Genomic DNA, 13,747 nt, shown 5'->3' with positions numbered 1-13,747 from the left:
GGCATGATTGATGAGGCCGCACGCGATCAGAGGCGCGAACGCCGGCGCGGACGCACCGGCGAGGCCGGTAGCGAGTCCAGCCGCCGCCCGAACTATCGTTCGCTGAAGAACCCCTTCCTGCCGCAGCCGGTCTTTTCCGACGATCAGGTCGCCGCAATCCACGACACGGCGCTGCGCGTGCTGGAAGAACTCGGCATCAAGGTGCTGCTGCCGGAGGCGCGCGCCATTCTTGCCAAGGCCGGCGCCCTGGTCGACGAGGACAGCCAGATGGTGCGGATCGGCCGCGACATGGTCGAGGCAGCCTTGGCGTCCGCGCCGCGCTCGATCCCCGCCTATGGCGGCGCCAGCTCCCGTGACCTTATCCTCGAGCTTGGGTCCATGACATTCCTCGCCGGCTCCGGCGCCCCCAACGTTACCGATCTCGAGCGCGGAAGGCGGCCCGGCACGCTCGCCGCCTTCGAGGAATTCATGAAGCTGCTGCAGCATTTCGACGTGCTGCATATGCTCGGCCCCTGCATCGAGCCGCAGGACGTCGACACGCGCTTTCGCCACTTTGCCACCGGCCGCGCGCAGCTCACCTTGTCCGACAAGTTCCCCTTCGTCTTCGGCCGCGGCACACCGCAGGTCGAGGACAGCTTCGAGATGGTCCGGCTGGCGCGCGGCCTCTCGCAGGAGGAATTTCGTAACGGCGCCTACTGCTACACCGTCATCAACACCAATTCGCCGCGCCAGCTCGATATCCCGATGGCGCAAGGCATCATCGACTTCGCCAGGTTCGGCCAGGTGTCGATCATCACGCCCTTCTGCCTAGCGGGCGCCATGGCGCCGATCACGGTCGCCGGCGCGCTGACCCTGCAGCATGCGGAGGCGCTGGCGGGGCTGACGCTCGCCCAGATCGTGCGCCCCGGCGCTCCGGTGGTCTATGGCTCGTTTTCCTCAAATGTCGACATGAAGTCGGGCGCGCCGGCCTTCGGCACGCCGGAGCACATCAAGGCGACCTTGGGCGCCGGCCAGCTCGCGCGCTTCACCGGCTTGCCTTGGCGTTCCGGCGGCGGCAGCGCCGCCAATGTCTCCGACGCGCAGGCGGCGCATGAGACGCAGTTCGCGCTATGGGGCTCGGTGCTTGCCGGCGCCACCGTCTGCATCCATGCGGCAGGCTGGCTGGAGGGCGGCTTGAGCGTCTCGTTCGAAAAGCTGATTACCGACATCGAGGCGCTGCAGACGGTCGCCGAGCTTTGCGCCACGACACCGGGTGATGCCGACGCCATTGGTTTCGACGCCATTGCCGAGGTGCAGCCCGGCGGCCATTTCTTCTCGGCCGCCCACACCATGGTCCGCTACCGCACCGCCTTTTACGAACCGCTGGTGGCCGACTGGTCGAATTTCGGCAACTGGACGCAATCCGGCGGCAAGACCGCGACGGAGCGCGCCACCGGCATCTGGAAGCGGATTCTTTCCGATTTCCAGCCGCCCGCATCCGCTGCCGCCACCGCCGGCGTGCTCGACGATTTCATCGCACGTCGCACCGAAGAGGGCGGCGCGGCACCGGTGTCGTGAGGTCAAGGCAGCAGGGCAACCGCTGTACGCGAATGGGTCTTGTCGCTGACTTGATCGAGCATGAAGGCCGCCACGTCGGCGCGCGCCAGCGTCGGCAACAAGGATCTGGCCCGGATGCCGTGGCCGTGGCGGAACCGGCCGATGGCTGGACCGTTGCCGAGCTTTGGCGGTCGCACGATCGTCCAGTCGAGGCCGGACTGCGCGATGAGCCTTTCCTTCGCCTCGTGATCCGCCGCTTCATGGCGCAGCACGAGCGGCACGACGATGCCGCCGAGCAGTGGCCCCAGTTGCCGCCGGCTGTCGCGGACGCCGAGGAAGGACTGATAAATGAGCCGGGTTGGCCCGCTCCGTTGCATCGCCTCGACGATGAAGCCGATACCGGCAATCACCGCCGCGTCGTGCTTCAGTGGCACGCCGACACCGAGGCAGCTCAACACCGCGTCGTGACCGGCAATCGCGCCCTCCACCGCCTTGCAGTCGGCGACGTCTCCGACGATCACGCTCAGACGGTCGTGGCTGATGGCGAGCTTGCGCGGGGTGCGGACGAAGGCGGTGACCAGATGGCCTTCCGCCAGCGCCGCCGAGACGAGCGCGCGGCCGGTCGCGCCCGAGGCGCCAAAGATCAGAAGTTTCATCTCCGGCCTCCCTGGCCAGTCTGCCCCGCTCGTCTGTCAGGCTTGCGCCCTGCGGCGAAAGCGACCGGCGCCCCAGCCGGGCAGCAGCCTTGTGTAGACGTAGTCGCATTGCTCCACCAGACCCTGCGCGGCGCCTTCCTCAAAAACCGTGTCGCCCCACATCGTGACACGCGTGATGCCCTGCATGCCCGCCGAACGGAACCGCGCATGGTGCGGCTCGCCCCCGAAACTCTCGGCAGCCGCCCGGTTTTGCTTGTCTATCGCCGCGAGATCGGTGATGAGGCGCCTGTGCGCCGTCATCCGTTTCGTAACTGTGGTGATCAGGGATCAGGCAACGGTGATCAGCGGCAAGGCTTGATGGCATTGCCTCAAGACGCCGTCCGACGATCTGGCGAAACGGGTGCAAGGCGGCTACGCTGCGATGAGGACAAGGCAGGCGAGAGGAACCACATATGACGGCGCCTGGCGATTTGATGCAGGCCTTGTTCCTGCGACTGAAGACCGATGCGTCGCTGTCGGCGCTGCTGGGCGGCGCCGGCCTGCTCGAGCGCGCCGACGCCAAAGCCGCATTTCCGCACGTCACCTATGGCCGCACCAGCGCCTTCGACCTGGACACCGGCGCCGACGACAACGACGACCAACTCATCACGCTCCACATCTGGTCGAAGGCGCAGGGAGAGGCCGAGACGCGGCTCATCATGGACAGCATCAAGGCGCGCCTCGACGGCGCGGCCCTCTCGATCGGCCCGCGTGGCCAGACGCGGCTGTCGCTGGAATTCGCCGAGGCGCGCTATGACGACGACCTCGCGGTGCACCACGGGCTGCTGCGCTTCCGCGCGCTGACGCAAGAAAGTGTCTGAGAGACCAGCTTTTCCTTGTGCAATTCCAGGAAAGTGCGCACCTGTTTTCCGTCCGGAAGTGCGGAAAAACAAAGAGTTAGAGCAATTCCGCGTTTCCTTGAAGCGATGAACGTCTCTAGAGCTGGCCCTGGATGGCGGCCTTGTCGATGACGGACCAGACCTCGCGTATCCGCCCGTCCTGGATTTCATAAAAGACGTTCTCCGCGAAGGTGACTCGCCTGCCGTTCACCGCTAGGCCGAACAGCATGCCCTTGGGCCTGCAGTCGAAATGCAGGCGGGCCGCCACGCGTGGTGGCTCTGAAACCAGAAGCTCGATGTTGAAACGCAGATCGGGAATGGCCTGAAAATCGCCTTCCAGCATGCGGCGATAGCCCGAAAGCCCCACCGTCTCGCCATTATACTGCACCTCGTCGCCGATGAACCGGCCGAGATTGTCCCAATCCTGTTCGTTGAGGCAGGCAATGTAGTCCTTGTAGAGACTGGCAAGGTCGTCATGGCTCATGGCATTCTCCCCGTCCTCAACTGCTTCACGGCGCAAATTAGAGCATATGCAAGCCGCGAAAACCGTAGCCGCGCCCGTGATTTTCCGGCTATCAATCCATGGCTGGTCCTGATGGGCCCAGGCAGTTGGACTCGCATTTGTTCGTCTCGCGGGCAGGGGGTATGGCGGGCATGGATTTTCGGCCGTTCACCGTTCATTTCATGTTCAGCACAAATGCGTTAGTACCGTGATCATGAAAACGTTCCGCTCCCTTACTCGCGCCGCGACGCTGGCGCTTGCCGCAGCCGGGATTTTTGCGTCGCAGGCGACGGCGATGCCGCTCGTCGAGCCATCGGTCGATCAGCCGCTCGTGCTTGCTGCCAACGACTGCTATGCAATCGGCCAACAGATCGCCGCGCAGAACGGCGGCACGCTCGCCAAGGCCTCGCAGGCGACGCGCGGCGGACAGCAGGTCTGCGTGATCGTGGTACTGGTCCCGGGCAAGGAGGGCCAGCGGCCGCGCCGTACCGAGATCGTGGTGCCGCTGGACTGACGCCCAATTCCCTTTAACAGGCTTGAGTTTCCTGGCCGGCGGAATCGGCCTATACCTCCACCCTTCAACAGGCTCCGAACCATGCGCGTGCTCGTCGTCGAGGATGACAAGGATCTCAACCGGCAGCTTACGGATGCGCTGGTCGATGCCGGCTATGTCGTCGACCGCGCCTATGACGGCGAAGAGGGGCATTTCCTCGGCGACACCGAGCCTTACGACGCCGTCGTCCTCGACATCGGCCTGCCGCAGATGGACGGCATCAGCGTCGTCGAGCGCTGGCGCCGCGGCGGGCGCAAGATGCCTGTGCTGATCCTGACCGCGCGCGACCGCTGGAGCGACAAGGTTGCCGGTATCGACGCGGGCGCCGACGACTACGTCACCAAGCCTTTTCACATCGAGGAGGTGCTGGCCAGAGTGAGGGCGCTGATCCGCCGCGCCGCCGGCCATGCCTCATCCGAGCTCACCTGCGGGCCGCTGAGGCTCGACACCAAGGCCTCCAAGGCCGACGTCAACGGCGTGCCGCTGAAGCTCACTTCCCACGAGTTTCGGCTGCTTGCCTATCTGATGCATCATATGGGCGAGGTGGTATCGCGCACCGAATTGGTCGAACATCTCTACGACCAGGACTTCGACCGCGACTCCAACACCATCGAGGTGTTCGTCGGACGGCTTCGCAAGAAGATGGGCATCGACATGATCGAAACCGTGCGAGGCATGGGCTATCGCATGCGAGAGCCGGAGGCGTGACGCGGAACCGCTGAAGCCGACGATGAGAACGTGGCTTTCAAAGCTGCGGCTCTGGCCGCGCTCGCTGACCTTCCGCGTCATCGCCTTTTCGACGATTTGGGCGATCCTGACGCTCGTCGTCATCTTCACGCTCATAACCACGCTCTACCGCCAGGCCAGCGAGCGCGGCTTCGACAGTCTGCTTTCGGCGCATCTGTTCAACCTGATCGGCTCCGTCGGCATTTCCGACAATGGCGCGCTCATCGGCTCGCCCGACCTTGGCGATCTGCGCTTCTCGGAGCCGAATTCCGGCTGGTACTGGTCGGTCGAGCCGGCCTCCGAAGACGTTCACGGCGAACTCCATTCCTCCTCGATGACCTCCTCGATCCTGTCGCCGAGCGTCGCCGAGGTGCCGTTCAACGCGAACTTCCAGCGCAGCTATTCGACCGAGGGCATCAAGGGCGAGGAGTTGGAGGTTTTCGAGAGCGAGTTCGTGCTCGATGCCAAGAACCGCGCCGCGCGCTTCCGCGTCATGGGCAATCACAGCGAGCTCGAGCAGGAGATCGCGAGCTTCCAGCGCCGGCTGCTCACCTATCTGTCGCTGTTCGGCGTCGGCATGATCGCCATCAACGCCATCGCCATCCTTTTCGGCTTGCAGCCTTTGCGCCGCGTGCGCAATGCTTTGGCGATGGTGCGCGAGGGCACGGCGCAGCGGCTCGACGGGCGCTTTCCGGCCGAGATCGAGCCTCTGGCCAGCGAGACCAATGCGCTGATCGAGAACAACAGGCGCATCGTCGAGCGCTCGCGCACCCAGGTCGGCAACCTCGCCCATTCCCTGAAGACGCCGCTTGCCGTCCTGATCAACGAGGGCCGCGCGCTCGGCGGCGCCAAGGGAGAGCTCATCGCCGAGCAGGCTGCCTCGATGCAAAAGCAGGTCGACCATTATCTGCAGCGCGCCCGCGTCGCTGCCCAGCGCGACAGCGTCGTGTTCCGCACGCCGGTGGCGCCGCTGGTCGAGCGCATGGTGCGCGTGCTGCGCAAGCTCAACCCGCAGACACAGCTTTCGCTGTCGCCGCCGGCCACCGGGATCGTCTTTGCCGGCGAACGCGAGGATCTTGAGGAATTGCTCGGCAATCTCCTCGACAATGCCATGAAATGGGCGAAAAGCGCCGTTGCCGTCTCGGTCGCCGCCGTTCCGGGAAGCCCCAACCTTTTTGAAATCGTCATAGAGGACGACGGCCCCGGCATTCCCGAGGACAGCGCGCGGGAAGTGTTGAAACGCGGCAAGAGACTCGACGAGACGAAGCCGGGAACGGGGCTTGGATTGGCCATTGTCGCCGACCTCGTCAACGAGTATGGAGGCGCCCTGGCGCTGGAACGGTCCAGCATGGGCGGCTTGAGGGCAGTGGTAAGATTGCGGAGCCTTCAATAATGTTTTTATCGATTTCCGTGCGGCCGCTCGCGGCCAAATTTCCGACAAATATCAATACTATGGGCTCGCTATCCTTCCCGCTGGCGCGGTTCCCGATCCATCTCGCTCCAGAAGTGCTTTTCGCCCAAGAAGCCCATCCCGCTCAAGAGAACCGGTTGCTGGCATGAAGATTCGCGTTGCGCTCGTTTCCGCCCTGATGGCCGTGTCGGGCTGCACCACGCTGGGCAGGACCGGCCCGACCTCTCCGGTCACGCCCGTCGCCACGCCGCCGGCCGCCGGTAAGGTGGGAGCCGGCATCGTCGCGGCCATGAATGGCGGGCTCATCGGCGGCTCGATCGGTTCGGGTCTGAGCGATGCCGAAAAGCGCAAAGGCCTCGAGGCCGAGTACAAGGCGCTGGAATACAACGCCAGCGGCCAGAAGGTGACGTGGAACGGCGACAGCTCGACCCATTATGGCGAGGTCGTTGCCGCCCAGCCCTACCGGGTCGGCTCGCAGGACTGCCGCCAATACACCCACACCGTTTACACGAGCGGTTCGGGCGTCACGGCGCGCGGCACCGCCTGCCGCAATGCCGACGGCAGCTGGACGCCGCTGACCTGAATTAGCAACGATCGGCGCAATTTGACATTGATCAAGGACGGCCGGCGCGTCTGCCGCCAAAGCGTCGCAGGGCGTCCGTGTTGGCAGGGCAGGGCTCTGCCTTTATTGGAATAGCCATGCTGTTCTGGGTCATAGCTGCAATCCTTACGCTGGGCGCCAGCCTGGCGGTGCTTTTGCCGCTGGCCGGCGGCACGAAAGCCGCATCGACCGCCGGCGATCACGATCTCGAAGTCTATCGCGACCAGCTTTCGGAACTCGACCGCGACATGGCGCGCGGTCTCATCCAGCCGGGCGAGGCGGAGGAAGCGCGCGCCGAGATCGGCCGCCGCATTCTGCGTCTCGGCTCGCACAGCCAGGCAAGCGCGCGAGCGCCGCGCCCTGCGCGCGCCGCGAAGCTGGTCGCCACCGCCGCCGTGCTGGCGGTGCCGCTGGTTAGCTGGGGCTTTACGGCTCACTCGGCTCGCCGGATCTGCCCTCGCAGCCGCTGGCCGAACGGCTGGCCAAGAACCCTGCCGAGTCCTCGGTCGACGAGCTGGTTGCCCGCGCCGAGGCGCATCTCGCCGCCAATCCCTCGGACGGCAAGGGCTGGGACGTGCTGGCGCCGGTTTATCTGCGCCTGCAGCGCTACGCCGACGCGGTGACCGCCTATCGCAACGCCATCCGCCTCGACGGCGACAGCGCCGTGCGCCAGGCCGGCCTTGGCGAGGCGATCGCCAACGCTGCCGGCGGGATCGTCACGGCCGAGGCTCAGGGCGCCTTCGACGCGGCCTTGAAGCTCGATCCCGCCAACGCCAAGGCCAATTTCTATCTGGCGATGGGCCTGGCCCAGGAAGGCAGGAAGGCGGAAGCCGCCGCCGCTTGGCAAAAGATGCTCGGTCAGCTTGCGCCCGATTCGCCCTGGCGCAGCGCCGTCCAGCAGGCGCTCGCCGAAACGGCCGAGCCGCCGGCGGCGGCAGGCAAGCCGGCGACCGGCCCGGATGCCGGGCAGGTCGAGGCGGCGCGGCAGATGGCGCCGCAGGACCGGCAGGCAATGATCGAGACCATGGTCGCCAGCCTCGACGACCGGCTGAAACAAAATCCGCGCGACGAGGAAGGGTGGATGCGGCTCATTCGTTCCTATGTCGTGCTCGGCAAGGCCGACCGGGCGCGCGACGCGCTCGGCCGCGCGGTTGCCGTCTTCGGCGCCGACAGCGAGCAGGCCAAGAAAATCACCGCCTTTGCCGCCTCCCTCGGCGTGACGGCGACGGAGTAGGCCATGACGCGCAAGCAGAAGCGATTGTCGGTGATCCTCGCAGGGTTGGCCTTCCTCGGCGCTGCTGCCGGTCTTACCTTCTACGCGCTCGGCCAGAAGGCTTCGTATTTCTACATGCCCGCCGACCTCGCCGCCGCAACCGTCCAGCCCGGACAGCGCATTCGCCTTGGCGGGCTCGTCGAAAAAAACACCATCGTTCGCGGTCAGGGCGCGACCGTCGCCTTTTCGGTCACCGACATGCAGAAATCGGTCAAGGTCACTTATACCGGCATCCTGCCCGACCTCTTCCGCGAGGAGCAGGGGGTCATCACCGAAGGCGCTTTCGGCCCGGACGGCGTCTTCGTTGCCGATAGCGTTTTAGCCAAGCACGACGAGCGCTATATGCCCAAGGAAGTCGCCGACCGCTTGAAAGCCAAGGGCGTGTGGCAGGAGAGCAAGAGCCAATAATGGTTGAGACCGGACATTTCGCGCTCGTCCTCGCCTTCGCGCTGTCGCTGGTGCAGATGCTGGTGCCGTTGGTCGGCGCCCGCACCGGCAACCAGCGGCTGATGGCGGTCGGCGGCCCGGTCGCGGTCACCGGCTTTGCGCTGACCGCGCTGTCCTTCACCGCTCTTGCCACCGCCTATGCCGGCTCCGATTTCTCGGTGGCGAGCGTCTGGGAAAACTCCCATTCGCTGCAGCCGATGATCTACAAGATCACCGGCACCTGGGGAAACCACGAAGGCTCGATGCTGCTCTGGGTGCTGATCCTGACCTTCTTCGGCGCGCTCGTCGCTGTCTTCGGTTCCAACTTGCCAGCGACGCTCAAAGCCAATGTTCTGGCCGTGCAGGGCATGATCGGCGCCGCCTTCTTCCTGTTTATCCTGGCGACGTCCAATCCCTTCATCCGGCTGAACCCGGCGCCGATCCAGGGCCGCGATCTCAACCCGATCCTGCAGGACCTCGGCCTCGCCATCCATCCGCCGCTGCTCTATCTCGGCTATGTCGGTTTCTCGATCTGCTTCTCCTTCTCGGTCGCAGCCCTGATCGAAGGCCGCATCGACGCCTCCTGGGCGCGCTGGGTGCGGCCCTGGACGCTGGTCGCCTGGATGTTTTTGACCGGCGGCATCGCCATGGGCTCCTATTGGGCCTATTACGAGCTTGGCTGGGGCGGCTTCTGGTTCTGGGACCCGGTCGAGAACGCTTCCTTCATGCCCTGGCTCGCCGGCACGGCGCTCCTCCATTCGGCAATCGTCATGGAAAAGCGCTCGGCGCTGAAGATCTGGACGCTGCTGCTTGCCATCCTCACCTTCTCGCTGTCGCTGCTCGGCACCTTTCTTGTCCGCTCTGGCGTGCTGACTTCCGTGCATGCCTTCGCCACCGATCCGGCGCGCGGCGTCTTTATCCTCTGCATCCTGACGCTGTTCATCGGCGGCTCGCTGGCGCTGTTTGCGCTGCGCGCTTCCACCCTGACCGCAGGTGGCCTGTTCCAGCCGATCTCGCGCGAAGGCGCGCTCGTGCTCAACAATCTGTTCCTGACCACGGCGACCGCGACGGTGCTCGTCGGCACGCTCTACCCGCTGGCGCTTGAGGCCATCACCGGCGGCAAGATCTCGGTCGGCGCGCCCTTCTTCGACCTGACCTTCGGCCCGCTGATGCTGCCGCTGCTCGCCATCGTGCCGTTTGGTCCGCTGCTTGCCTGGAAGCGCGGCGACGTCCTTGCCGCCTCGCAGCGCCTGATGGCGGCCTTCGGGCTGGCGATCGCCGCGATGCTGGTCACCGGCCTGTTTATCGATGGCGCCTCGGTCTTCGCTGCGCTTGGCGTCGGCCTCGCCGTCTGGCTTGTCGCCGGCGCGCTGACCGACCTTGCCGTCAAGTCGGGCATCGGCTCGGTGGCGCCGGCCGACGTGCTGAGACGCTTTGCCGGCCTGCCGCGCTCGGTCTTCGGCACCGCGCTTGCCCATCTCGGCCTCGGGCTCACCTTGCTCGGCATCGTCGGCACGCTTTCGTTTGGCACGGAGAAGATTCTCACCATGCGCCTCGGCGAGACGGTGGAACTTTCCGGCCACACGCTGCGCTTCGAAGGACTGTTTCCTCAGAAAGGCCCAAACTTCACCGAGGAGCGCGGCCGCTTCCTGCTGATTGGCGCCGATGGCAATGCCGATGGCGAGATCACCTCTGCAAAACGCTTCTATCCGGTGCGGCAGACGGTAACGACCGAGTCCGGCATCAGGACGCTGGGTGTGAGCCAGCTCTATCTGTCGCTCGGCGATGAGGGCAAGGACGGCTCGGTCGTCGTGCGCCTGTGGTGGAAGCCGTTGGTGACGCTGATCTGGGGCGGCGGACTGGTGATGATGGCGGGCGCCGCCGTGTCGCTGCTCGACCGCCGCCTGCGCGTTGGCGCCCCCGCGAGGCGCCGCAAGCCGGCTGCCGCTGCCTTACCCGCGAGCCCGACATGAAAGCGAAGTTTTCGCTCGCCTCGCTGATCCTCCTGCTGGCGTTGGTCTTCGCCGGCGCGGCACAGGCGGTGAAGCCCGATGAGGTGCTGCCCGATCCGGCGCTGGAGGCTCGCGCACGCGCGCTTTCCGAAGGCTTGCGCTGCATGGTCTGCCAGAACCAGTCGATCGACGAATCCGACGCCGATCTGGCCCGCGACCTGCGCGTCCTCGTGCGCCAGCGCCTCGTCGCCGGCGATACCGACCAGCAGGTGATGGATTACATCGTGTCGCGCTACGGCGAGTTCGTTCTCTTGAAGCCGCGCTTCAGCCTGCGCAACGCGCTTTTGTGGGGCACCCCGGCGCTTTTGCTTCTGGCCGGCGGCATCTTCATCGTGCTCAGCACCCGTTCACGCCGCGCGCCGGGCAGCACGCTCAGCGCCGAGGAACAGGCGGCGCTGGACAAGCTGCTGCGCGATTAAAGCGCCAACATTACAAAATTTTCATATATCGGAAATGGCGCCGTAATGTGCGCCTCACTAAGTCTCTTTTCCGAGGATGCTCTCCTGAGCGCATCCACTTCGAAAGAGGAAACGAGACCCATGAATATTGCCCCCGATTCATATTCAAGCACCCGCAAGCGCCTGATGGCGGCTGTCGCGTCCCTGGCCGTGATTGGTGCTGTCGGCGCAGGCGCGCTTGCCACCGGCACTGCGCCCGTGCTGGCCGATGCTGTGCGTGTCGAGGCTCCGCAGGTTCCGAGCTTCGCCGACGTCGTCGAGCGCGTCTCGCCGGCGGTGGTCAGCGTCAAGGTGAAGGCCAAGATCCAGCCGACGGCCGATGACGGCTCCGACGATCAGAACGGCTTCGACAACCTGCCGGATAATCCGCAGCTGCGCCGCTTCTTCAGGGAGTTCCGCGGCTTCGGCGATCAGGGCGGCCAGTTCGGCATGCCCCGGTTCAACCACCGCAACCACGGCAATGGCGAGCCGCGCCCCGTGGCTCAAGGTTCGGGCTTCTTCATTTCTGAGGACGGCTACCTCGTCACCAACAATCACGTGGTTTCGGAAGGCTCCGACTTCACCGTCGTCACCAATGACGGCAAGGAGCTCGACGCCAAGCTGATCGGCACCGATCCGCGCACCGACCTCGCCGTGCTGAAGGTCGATGGCGGTGGCAAGTTCACCTATGTCGACTTCGCTGACGACTCCAAGATCCGCATCGGCGACTGGGTCGTGGCGGTCGGCAACCCGTTCGGCCTCGGCGGCACCGTCACCGCAGGCATCGTTTCGGCCCGCGGCCGCGACATCGGCGCCGGCCCCTATGACGACTTCATCCAGATCGACGCCTCGGTCAACCGCGGCAATTCGGGCGGTCCGACCTTCAACCTCAACGGCCAGGTGATCGGCATCAACACCGCCATCTTCTCGCCGTCGGGCGGCAGTGTCGGCATCGCCTTCGACATTCCGGCCTCGACCGCCAAGCAGGTGGTCGAAGACCTGATGAAGAACGGCTCCGTCCAGCGCGGCTGGCTCGGCGTCGAGATCCAGCCGGTCACCTCCGACATCGCCGAGTCGCTCGGCCTGAAGTCGGACAAGGGCGCGCTGGTTTCGAGCGCGCAGGACGCTGGTCCCGGCAAGAAGGCAGGCATCGTCGCCGGCGATGTCATCACCCAGGTCGACGGCAAGGACGTCGCCTCGCCGAAGGAACTCGCCCGCATGATCGGCGCTTATGCGCCGGGCAAGTCGGTTGATGTTACTGTCTGGCGCAACGGCAAGAACGAGACGGTCAAGGTGGACCTCGGCACACTGCCTTCGAGCGACAAGCAGGCCTCGAACGAAGACGGCAACAAGCAGGCGGCTCCCGCCAAGGCCGATACGCTTGCCGATCTCGGCCTCACCGTCACCAAGTCGGAAAACGGCAAGGGCCTGGTGGTCACCGATGTCGATCCGGACAGCGATGCGGCCGACCGCGGCATCCAGCCCGGCGACGTCATCACCTCGATCAATTCGAACGAGGTGAACACTACCGACGACGTTTCCAAGGCCATGACCGATGCCTCCAAGTCGGGCCGCAAGGCCGTGCTGATGCAGATCACCCGCGACGATAGCAACCGCTTCGTCGCGCTGCCGGTCGGAAAGGGCTGATCTGAGAGAGCGGTTCAATCGCTCCTCGAGAACGCAGAACCGCTCTAACTCTCTGTTTGACGCAATTCCGGACGGAAACCCGCTTCACGCCTTTCCTGGAATTGCTCAGCGACTTTTCCTTGCGGCGGTTTCAACACCCCCGAGCCGCCGCCGGGAAAACATGGGGCCGAGCACGTCAGTCAGTCACCGTGTTTCGCTCCTGCGGCAGCGGGTTTCCCATCACCCGCTGCCGCTTGCCAAGCACGGTGCCCGCAAGTGGGTACCGGTCTGGGATCACGACATGCGGCTGGCGAACGCAAAGGCGCTGAGTCATGGCTGCCCCTCAACCTTCCAGTGAAATCGCGTATAACGGCTCCATGAAGATTCTCGTCATGGAAGACGACCGCGAGGCTGCGGACTACCTGCAGAAAGCCTTCGCCGAGGCGGGCCACACCGCCCATGTCGCCGGGGACGGCGAGACCGGCTTCGCGCTTGCCGACGCCGGCGACTATGACGTGATGGTGGTCGACCGCATGATGCCGCGCCGCGACGGGCTGTCGGTGATCGCAGCGCTCCGCTCGCGCGGCAACACCACGCCGGTGCTGATCCTGTCGGCGCTGGGCGAGGTCGACGACCGCGTCACCGGGCTGCGCGCCGGCGGCGACGATTATCTCACCAAACCCTACGCTTTTTCCGAATTGCTTGCCCGCGTCGAGGTGTTGAACCGTCGCGCCGGCGCCCGGGAAACCGAGACCGTCTACCGCGTCGGCGATCTCGAGCTCGACCGTCTGTCGCATTCGGTCAAGCGCGCCGGCCGCGAGATCACGCTGCAGCCGCGCGAGTTCCGCCTGCTGGAATATCTGATGCGCCACGCCGGCCAGGTGGTGACGCGCACCATGCTGCTGGAAAATGTCTGGGACTATCATTTCGATCCGCAGACCAACGTCATCGACGTTCATGTCTCGCGCCTGCGCGGCAAGATCGAAAAGGGTTTCGACAAACCGATCCTGCACACCATCCGCGGCGCGGGCTACATGCTGAAAGGCGGCTAGAGCATGATCCCAAACCGAAAGTCAGGGAACGTTTCGGAAAAGATGCTGCAACAAGGGG

At 65.2% G+C, this 13,747-nt stretch carries 15 protein-coding genes and 1 pseudogene; 13 read left to right on the top strand and 3 right to left on the bottom strand.

Annotated features, from left to right (window positions below; all coding sequences use genetic code 11):
• The first annotated feature begins 3 nt into the window (after positions 1-3).
• Entirely contained in the window at positions 4-1,557 is a 1,554-nt protein-coding gene (locus EJ078_RS05980) for a trimethylamine methyltransferase family protein (protein ID WP_127216245.1), read from the top strand.
• A 2-nt stretch (positions 1,558-1,559) separates the two neighbouring features.
• Here EJ078_RS05980 and EJ078_RS05975 read toward each other — a convergent pair whose 3' ends face one another.
• Both EJ078_RS05975 and EJ078_RS05970 read right to left on the bottom strand, forming a co-directional pair.
• On the bottom strand, positions 1,560-2,192 hold the full coding sequence (locus tag EJ078_RS05975; RefSeq protein ID WP_127403827.1) for an NAD(P)H-binding protein: 633 nt from the start codon (positions 2,190-2,192) through the stop codon (positions 1,560-1,562).
• A 36-nt stretch (positions 2,193-2,228) separates the two neighbouring features.
• Positions 2,229-2,492, bottom strand: coding sequence for a hypothetical protein (locus tag EJ078_RS05970; protein WP_127216247.1), 264 nt, complete (start codon positions 2,490-2,492; stop codon positions 2,229-2,231).
• Positions 2,493-2,644: 152 nt separating this feature from the next.
• Here EJ078_RS05970 and EJ078_RS05965 point away from each other — a divergent pair, with 152 nt between their 5' ends.
• On the top strand, positions 2,645-3,052 hold the full coding sequence (locus EJ078_RS05965; protein WP_095800157.1) for a DUF3168 domain-containing protein: 408 nt from the start codon (positions 2,645-2,647) through the stop codon (positions 3,050-3,052).
• Positions 3,053-3,167: 115 nt separating this feature from the next.
• Here the strand turns inward: EJ078_RS05965 and EJ078_RS05960 are convergent, their stop codons facing one another.
• A complete protein-coding gene (locus tag EJ078_RS05960) occupies positions 3,168-3,554 on the bottom strand; it encodes an ester cyclase (protein WP_127217066.1) in 387 nt (128 codons plus the stop codon).
• A 232-nt stretch (positions 3,555-3,786) separates the two neighbouring features.
• Here EJ078_RS05960 and EJ078_RS05955 point away from each other — a divergent pair, with 232 nt between their 5' ends.
• From EJ078_RS05955 to EJ078_RS05905, 11 genes and pseudogenes are all read left to right on the top strand, one after another.
• A complete protein-coding gene (locus tag EJ078_RS05955; protein ID WP_095800155.1) occupies positions 3,787-4,086 on the top strand; it encodes a hypothetical protein in 300 nt (99 codons plus the stop codon).
• An 81-nt stretch (positions 4,087-4,167) separates the two neighbouring features.
• Complete coding sequence (locus EJ078_RS05950) at positions 4,168-4,833, top strand: response regulator transcription factor (protein WP_067320964.1); 666 nt, start codon at positions 4,168-4,170, stop codon at positions 4,831-4,833.
• 22 nt (positions 4,834-4,855) lie between these two features.
• On the top strand, positions 4,856-6,244 hold the full coding sequence (locus EJ078_RS05945) for an ATP-binding protein (protein WP_127217065.1): 1,389 nt from the start codon (positions 4,856-4,858) through the stop codon (positions 6,242-6,244).
• On the top strand, positions 6,244-6,411 hold the full coding sequence (locus EJ078_RS05940) for a hypothetical protein (protein ID WP_156751019.1): 168 nt from the start codon (positions 6,244-6,246) through the stop codon (positions 6,409-6,411). The genes EJ078_RS05945 and EJ078_RS05940 overlap by 1 nt, the downstream gene beginning before the upstream one ends.
• Positions 6,408-6,845 (top strand): hypothetical protein, encoded by a 438-nt coding sequence (locus tag EJ078_RS05935; protein ID WP_127217064.1) that lies wholly within the window; start codon positions 6,408-6,410, stop codon positions 6,843-6,845. Before EJ078_RS05940 ends, EJ078_RS05935 begins: the two co-directional genes overlap by 4 nt.
• 116 nt (positions 6,846-6,961) lie before the next feature.
• Positions 6,962-8,097 (top strand): annotated as a pseudogene (gene ccmI / locus EJ078_RS05930) (c-type cytochrome biogenesis protein CcmI).
• 3 nt (positions 8,098-8,100) lie between these two features.
• The gene (gene ccmE, locus EJ078_RS05925) at positions 8,101-8,544 is read left to right on the top strand and encodes a cytochrome c maturation protein CcmE (protein WP_127246265.1); all 444 of its coding nucleotides are present in this window, start codon (positions 8,101-8,103) and stop codon (positions 8,542-8,544) included.
• The gene (locus tag EJ078_RS05920) at positions 8,544-10,535 is read left to right on the top strand and encodes a heme lyase CcmF/NrfE family subunit (RefSeq protein ID WP_127403758.1); all 1,992 of its coding nucleotides are present in this window, start codon (positions 8,544-8,546) and stop codon (positions 10,533-10,535) included. Before ccmE ends, EJ078_RS05920 begins: the two co-directional genes overlap by 1 nt.
• Positions 10,532-10,993 (top strand): cytochrome c-type biogenesis protein, encoded by a 462-nt coding sequence (locus tag EJ078_RS05915; protein ID WP_127216812.1) that lies wholly within the window; start codon positions 10,532-10,534, stop codon positions 10,991-10,993. Before EJ078_RS05920 ends, EJ078_RS05915 begins: the two co-directional genes overlap by 4 nt.
• Before the next feature lie 120 nt (positions 10,994-11,113).
• Positions 11,114-12,658 carry a Do family serine endopeptidase gene (locus EJ078_RS05910; RefSeq protein WP_067320983.1) on the top strand — a complete coding sequence of 515 codons (1,545 nt, stop codon included), beginning with the start codon at positions 11,114-11,116 and terminating at the stop codon, positions 12,656-12,658.
• A 356-nt stretch (positions 12,659-13,014) separates the two neighbouring features.
• Positions 13,015-13,689, top strand: coding sequence for a response regulator transcription factor (locus tag EJ078_RS05905; protein WP_066997584.1), 675 nt, complete (start codon positions 13,015-13,017; stop codon positions 13,687-13,689).
• The last annotated feature ends 58 nt before the right edge of the window (positions 13,690-13,747 follow it).

Origin of the sequence: Mesorhizobium sp. M1A.F.Ca.IN.022.06.1.1 (genome assembly GCF_003952605.1) — a bacterium.
Taxonomy (GTDB): Bacteria; Pseudomonadota; Alphaproteobacteria; order Rhizobiales; family Rhizobiaceae; genus Mesorhizobium.
Note: the sequence above shows the minus strand (reverse complement) of the source record. Positions and strands in the feature narration are given on the sequence as shown.

Coding starts and splice junctions, on each gene's coding strand:
- EJ078_RS05960 (WP_127217066.1), bottom strand. CDS start 3,554: ATGAGCCATGACGACCTTGCCAGTCTCTACAAGGACTACATTGCCTGC.
- EJ078_RS05965 (WP_095800157.1), top strand. CDS start 2,645: ATGACGGCGCCTGGCGATTTGATGCAGGCCTTGTTCCTGCGACTGAAG.
- EJ078_RS05920 (WP_127403758.1), top strand. CDS start 8,544: ATGGTTGAGACCGGACATTTCGCGCTCGTCCTCGCCTTCGCGCTGTCG.
- EJ078_RS05980 (WP_127216245.1), top strand. CDS start 4: ATGATTGATGAGGCCGCACGCGATCAGAGGCGCGAACGCCGGCGCGGA.
- EJ078_RS05975 (WP_127403827.1), bottom strand. CDS start 2,192: ATGAAACTTCTGATCTTTGGCGCCTCGGGCGCGACCGGCCGCGCGCTC.
- EJ078_RS05955 (WP_095800155.1), top strand. CDS start 3,787: ATGAAAACGTTCCGCTCCCTTACTCGCGCCGCGACGCTGGCGCTTGCC.
- ccmE (WP_127246265.1), top strand. CDS start 8,101: ATGACGCGCAAGCAGAAGCGATTGTCGGTGATCCTCGCAGGGTTGGCC.
- EJ078_RS05910 (WP_067320983.1), top strand. CDS start 11,114: ATGAATATTGCCCCCGATTCATATTCAAGCACCCGCAAGCGCCTGATG.
- EJ078_RS05940 (WP_156751019.1), top strand. CDS start 6,244: ATGTTTTTATCGATTTCCGTGCGGCCGCTCGCGGCCAAATTTCCGACA.
- EJ078_RS05970 (WP_127216247.1), bottom strand. CDS start 2,492: ATGACGGCGCACAGGCGCCTCATCACCGATCTCGCGGCGATAGACAAG.
- EJ078_RS05915 (WP_127216812.1), top strand. CDS start 10,532: ATGAAAGCGAAGTTTTCGCTCGCCTCGCTGATCCTCCTGCTGGCGTTG.
- EJ078_RS05935 (WP_127217064.1), top strand. CDS start 6,408: ATGAAGATTCGCGTTGCGCTCGTTTCCGCCCTGATGGCCGTGTCGGGC.
- EJ078_RS05950 (WP_067320964.1), top strand. CDS start 4,168: ATGCGCGTGCTCGTCGTCGAGGATGACAAGGATCTCAACCGGCAGCTT.
- EJ078_RS05905 (WP_066997584.1), top strand. CDS start 13,015: ATGAAGATTCTCGTCATGGAAGACGACCGCGAGGCTGCGGACTACCTG.
- EJ078_RS05945 (WP_127217065.1), top strand. CDS start 4,856: ATGAGAACGTGGCTTTCAAAGCTGCGGCTCTGGCCGCGCTCGCTGACC.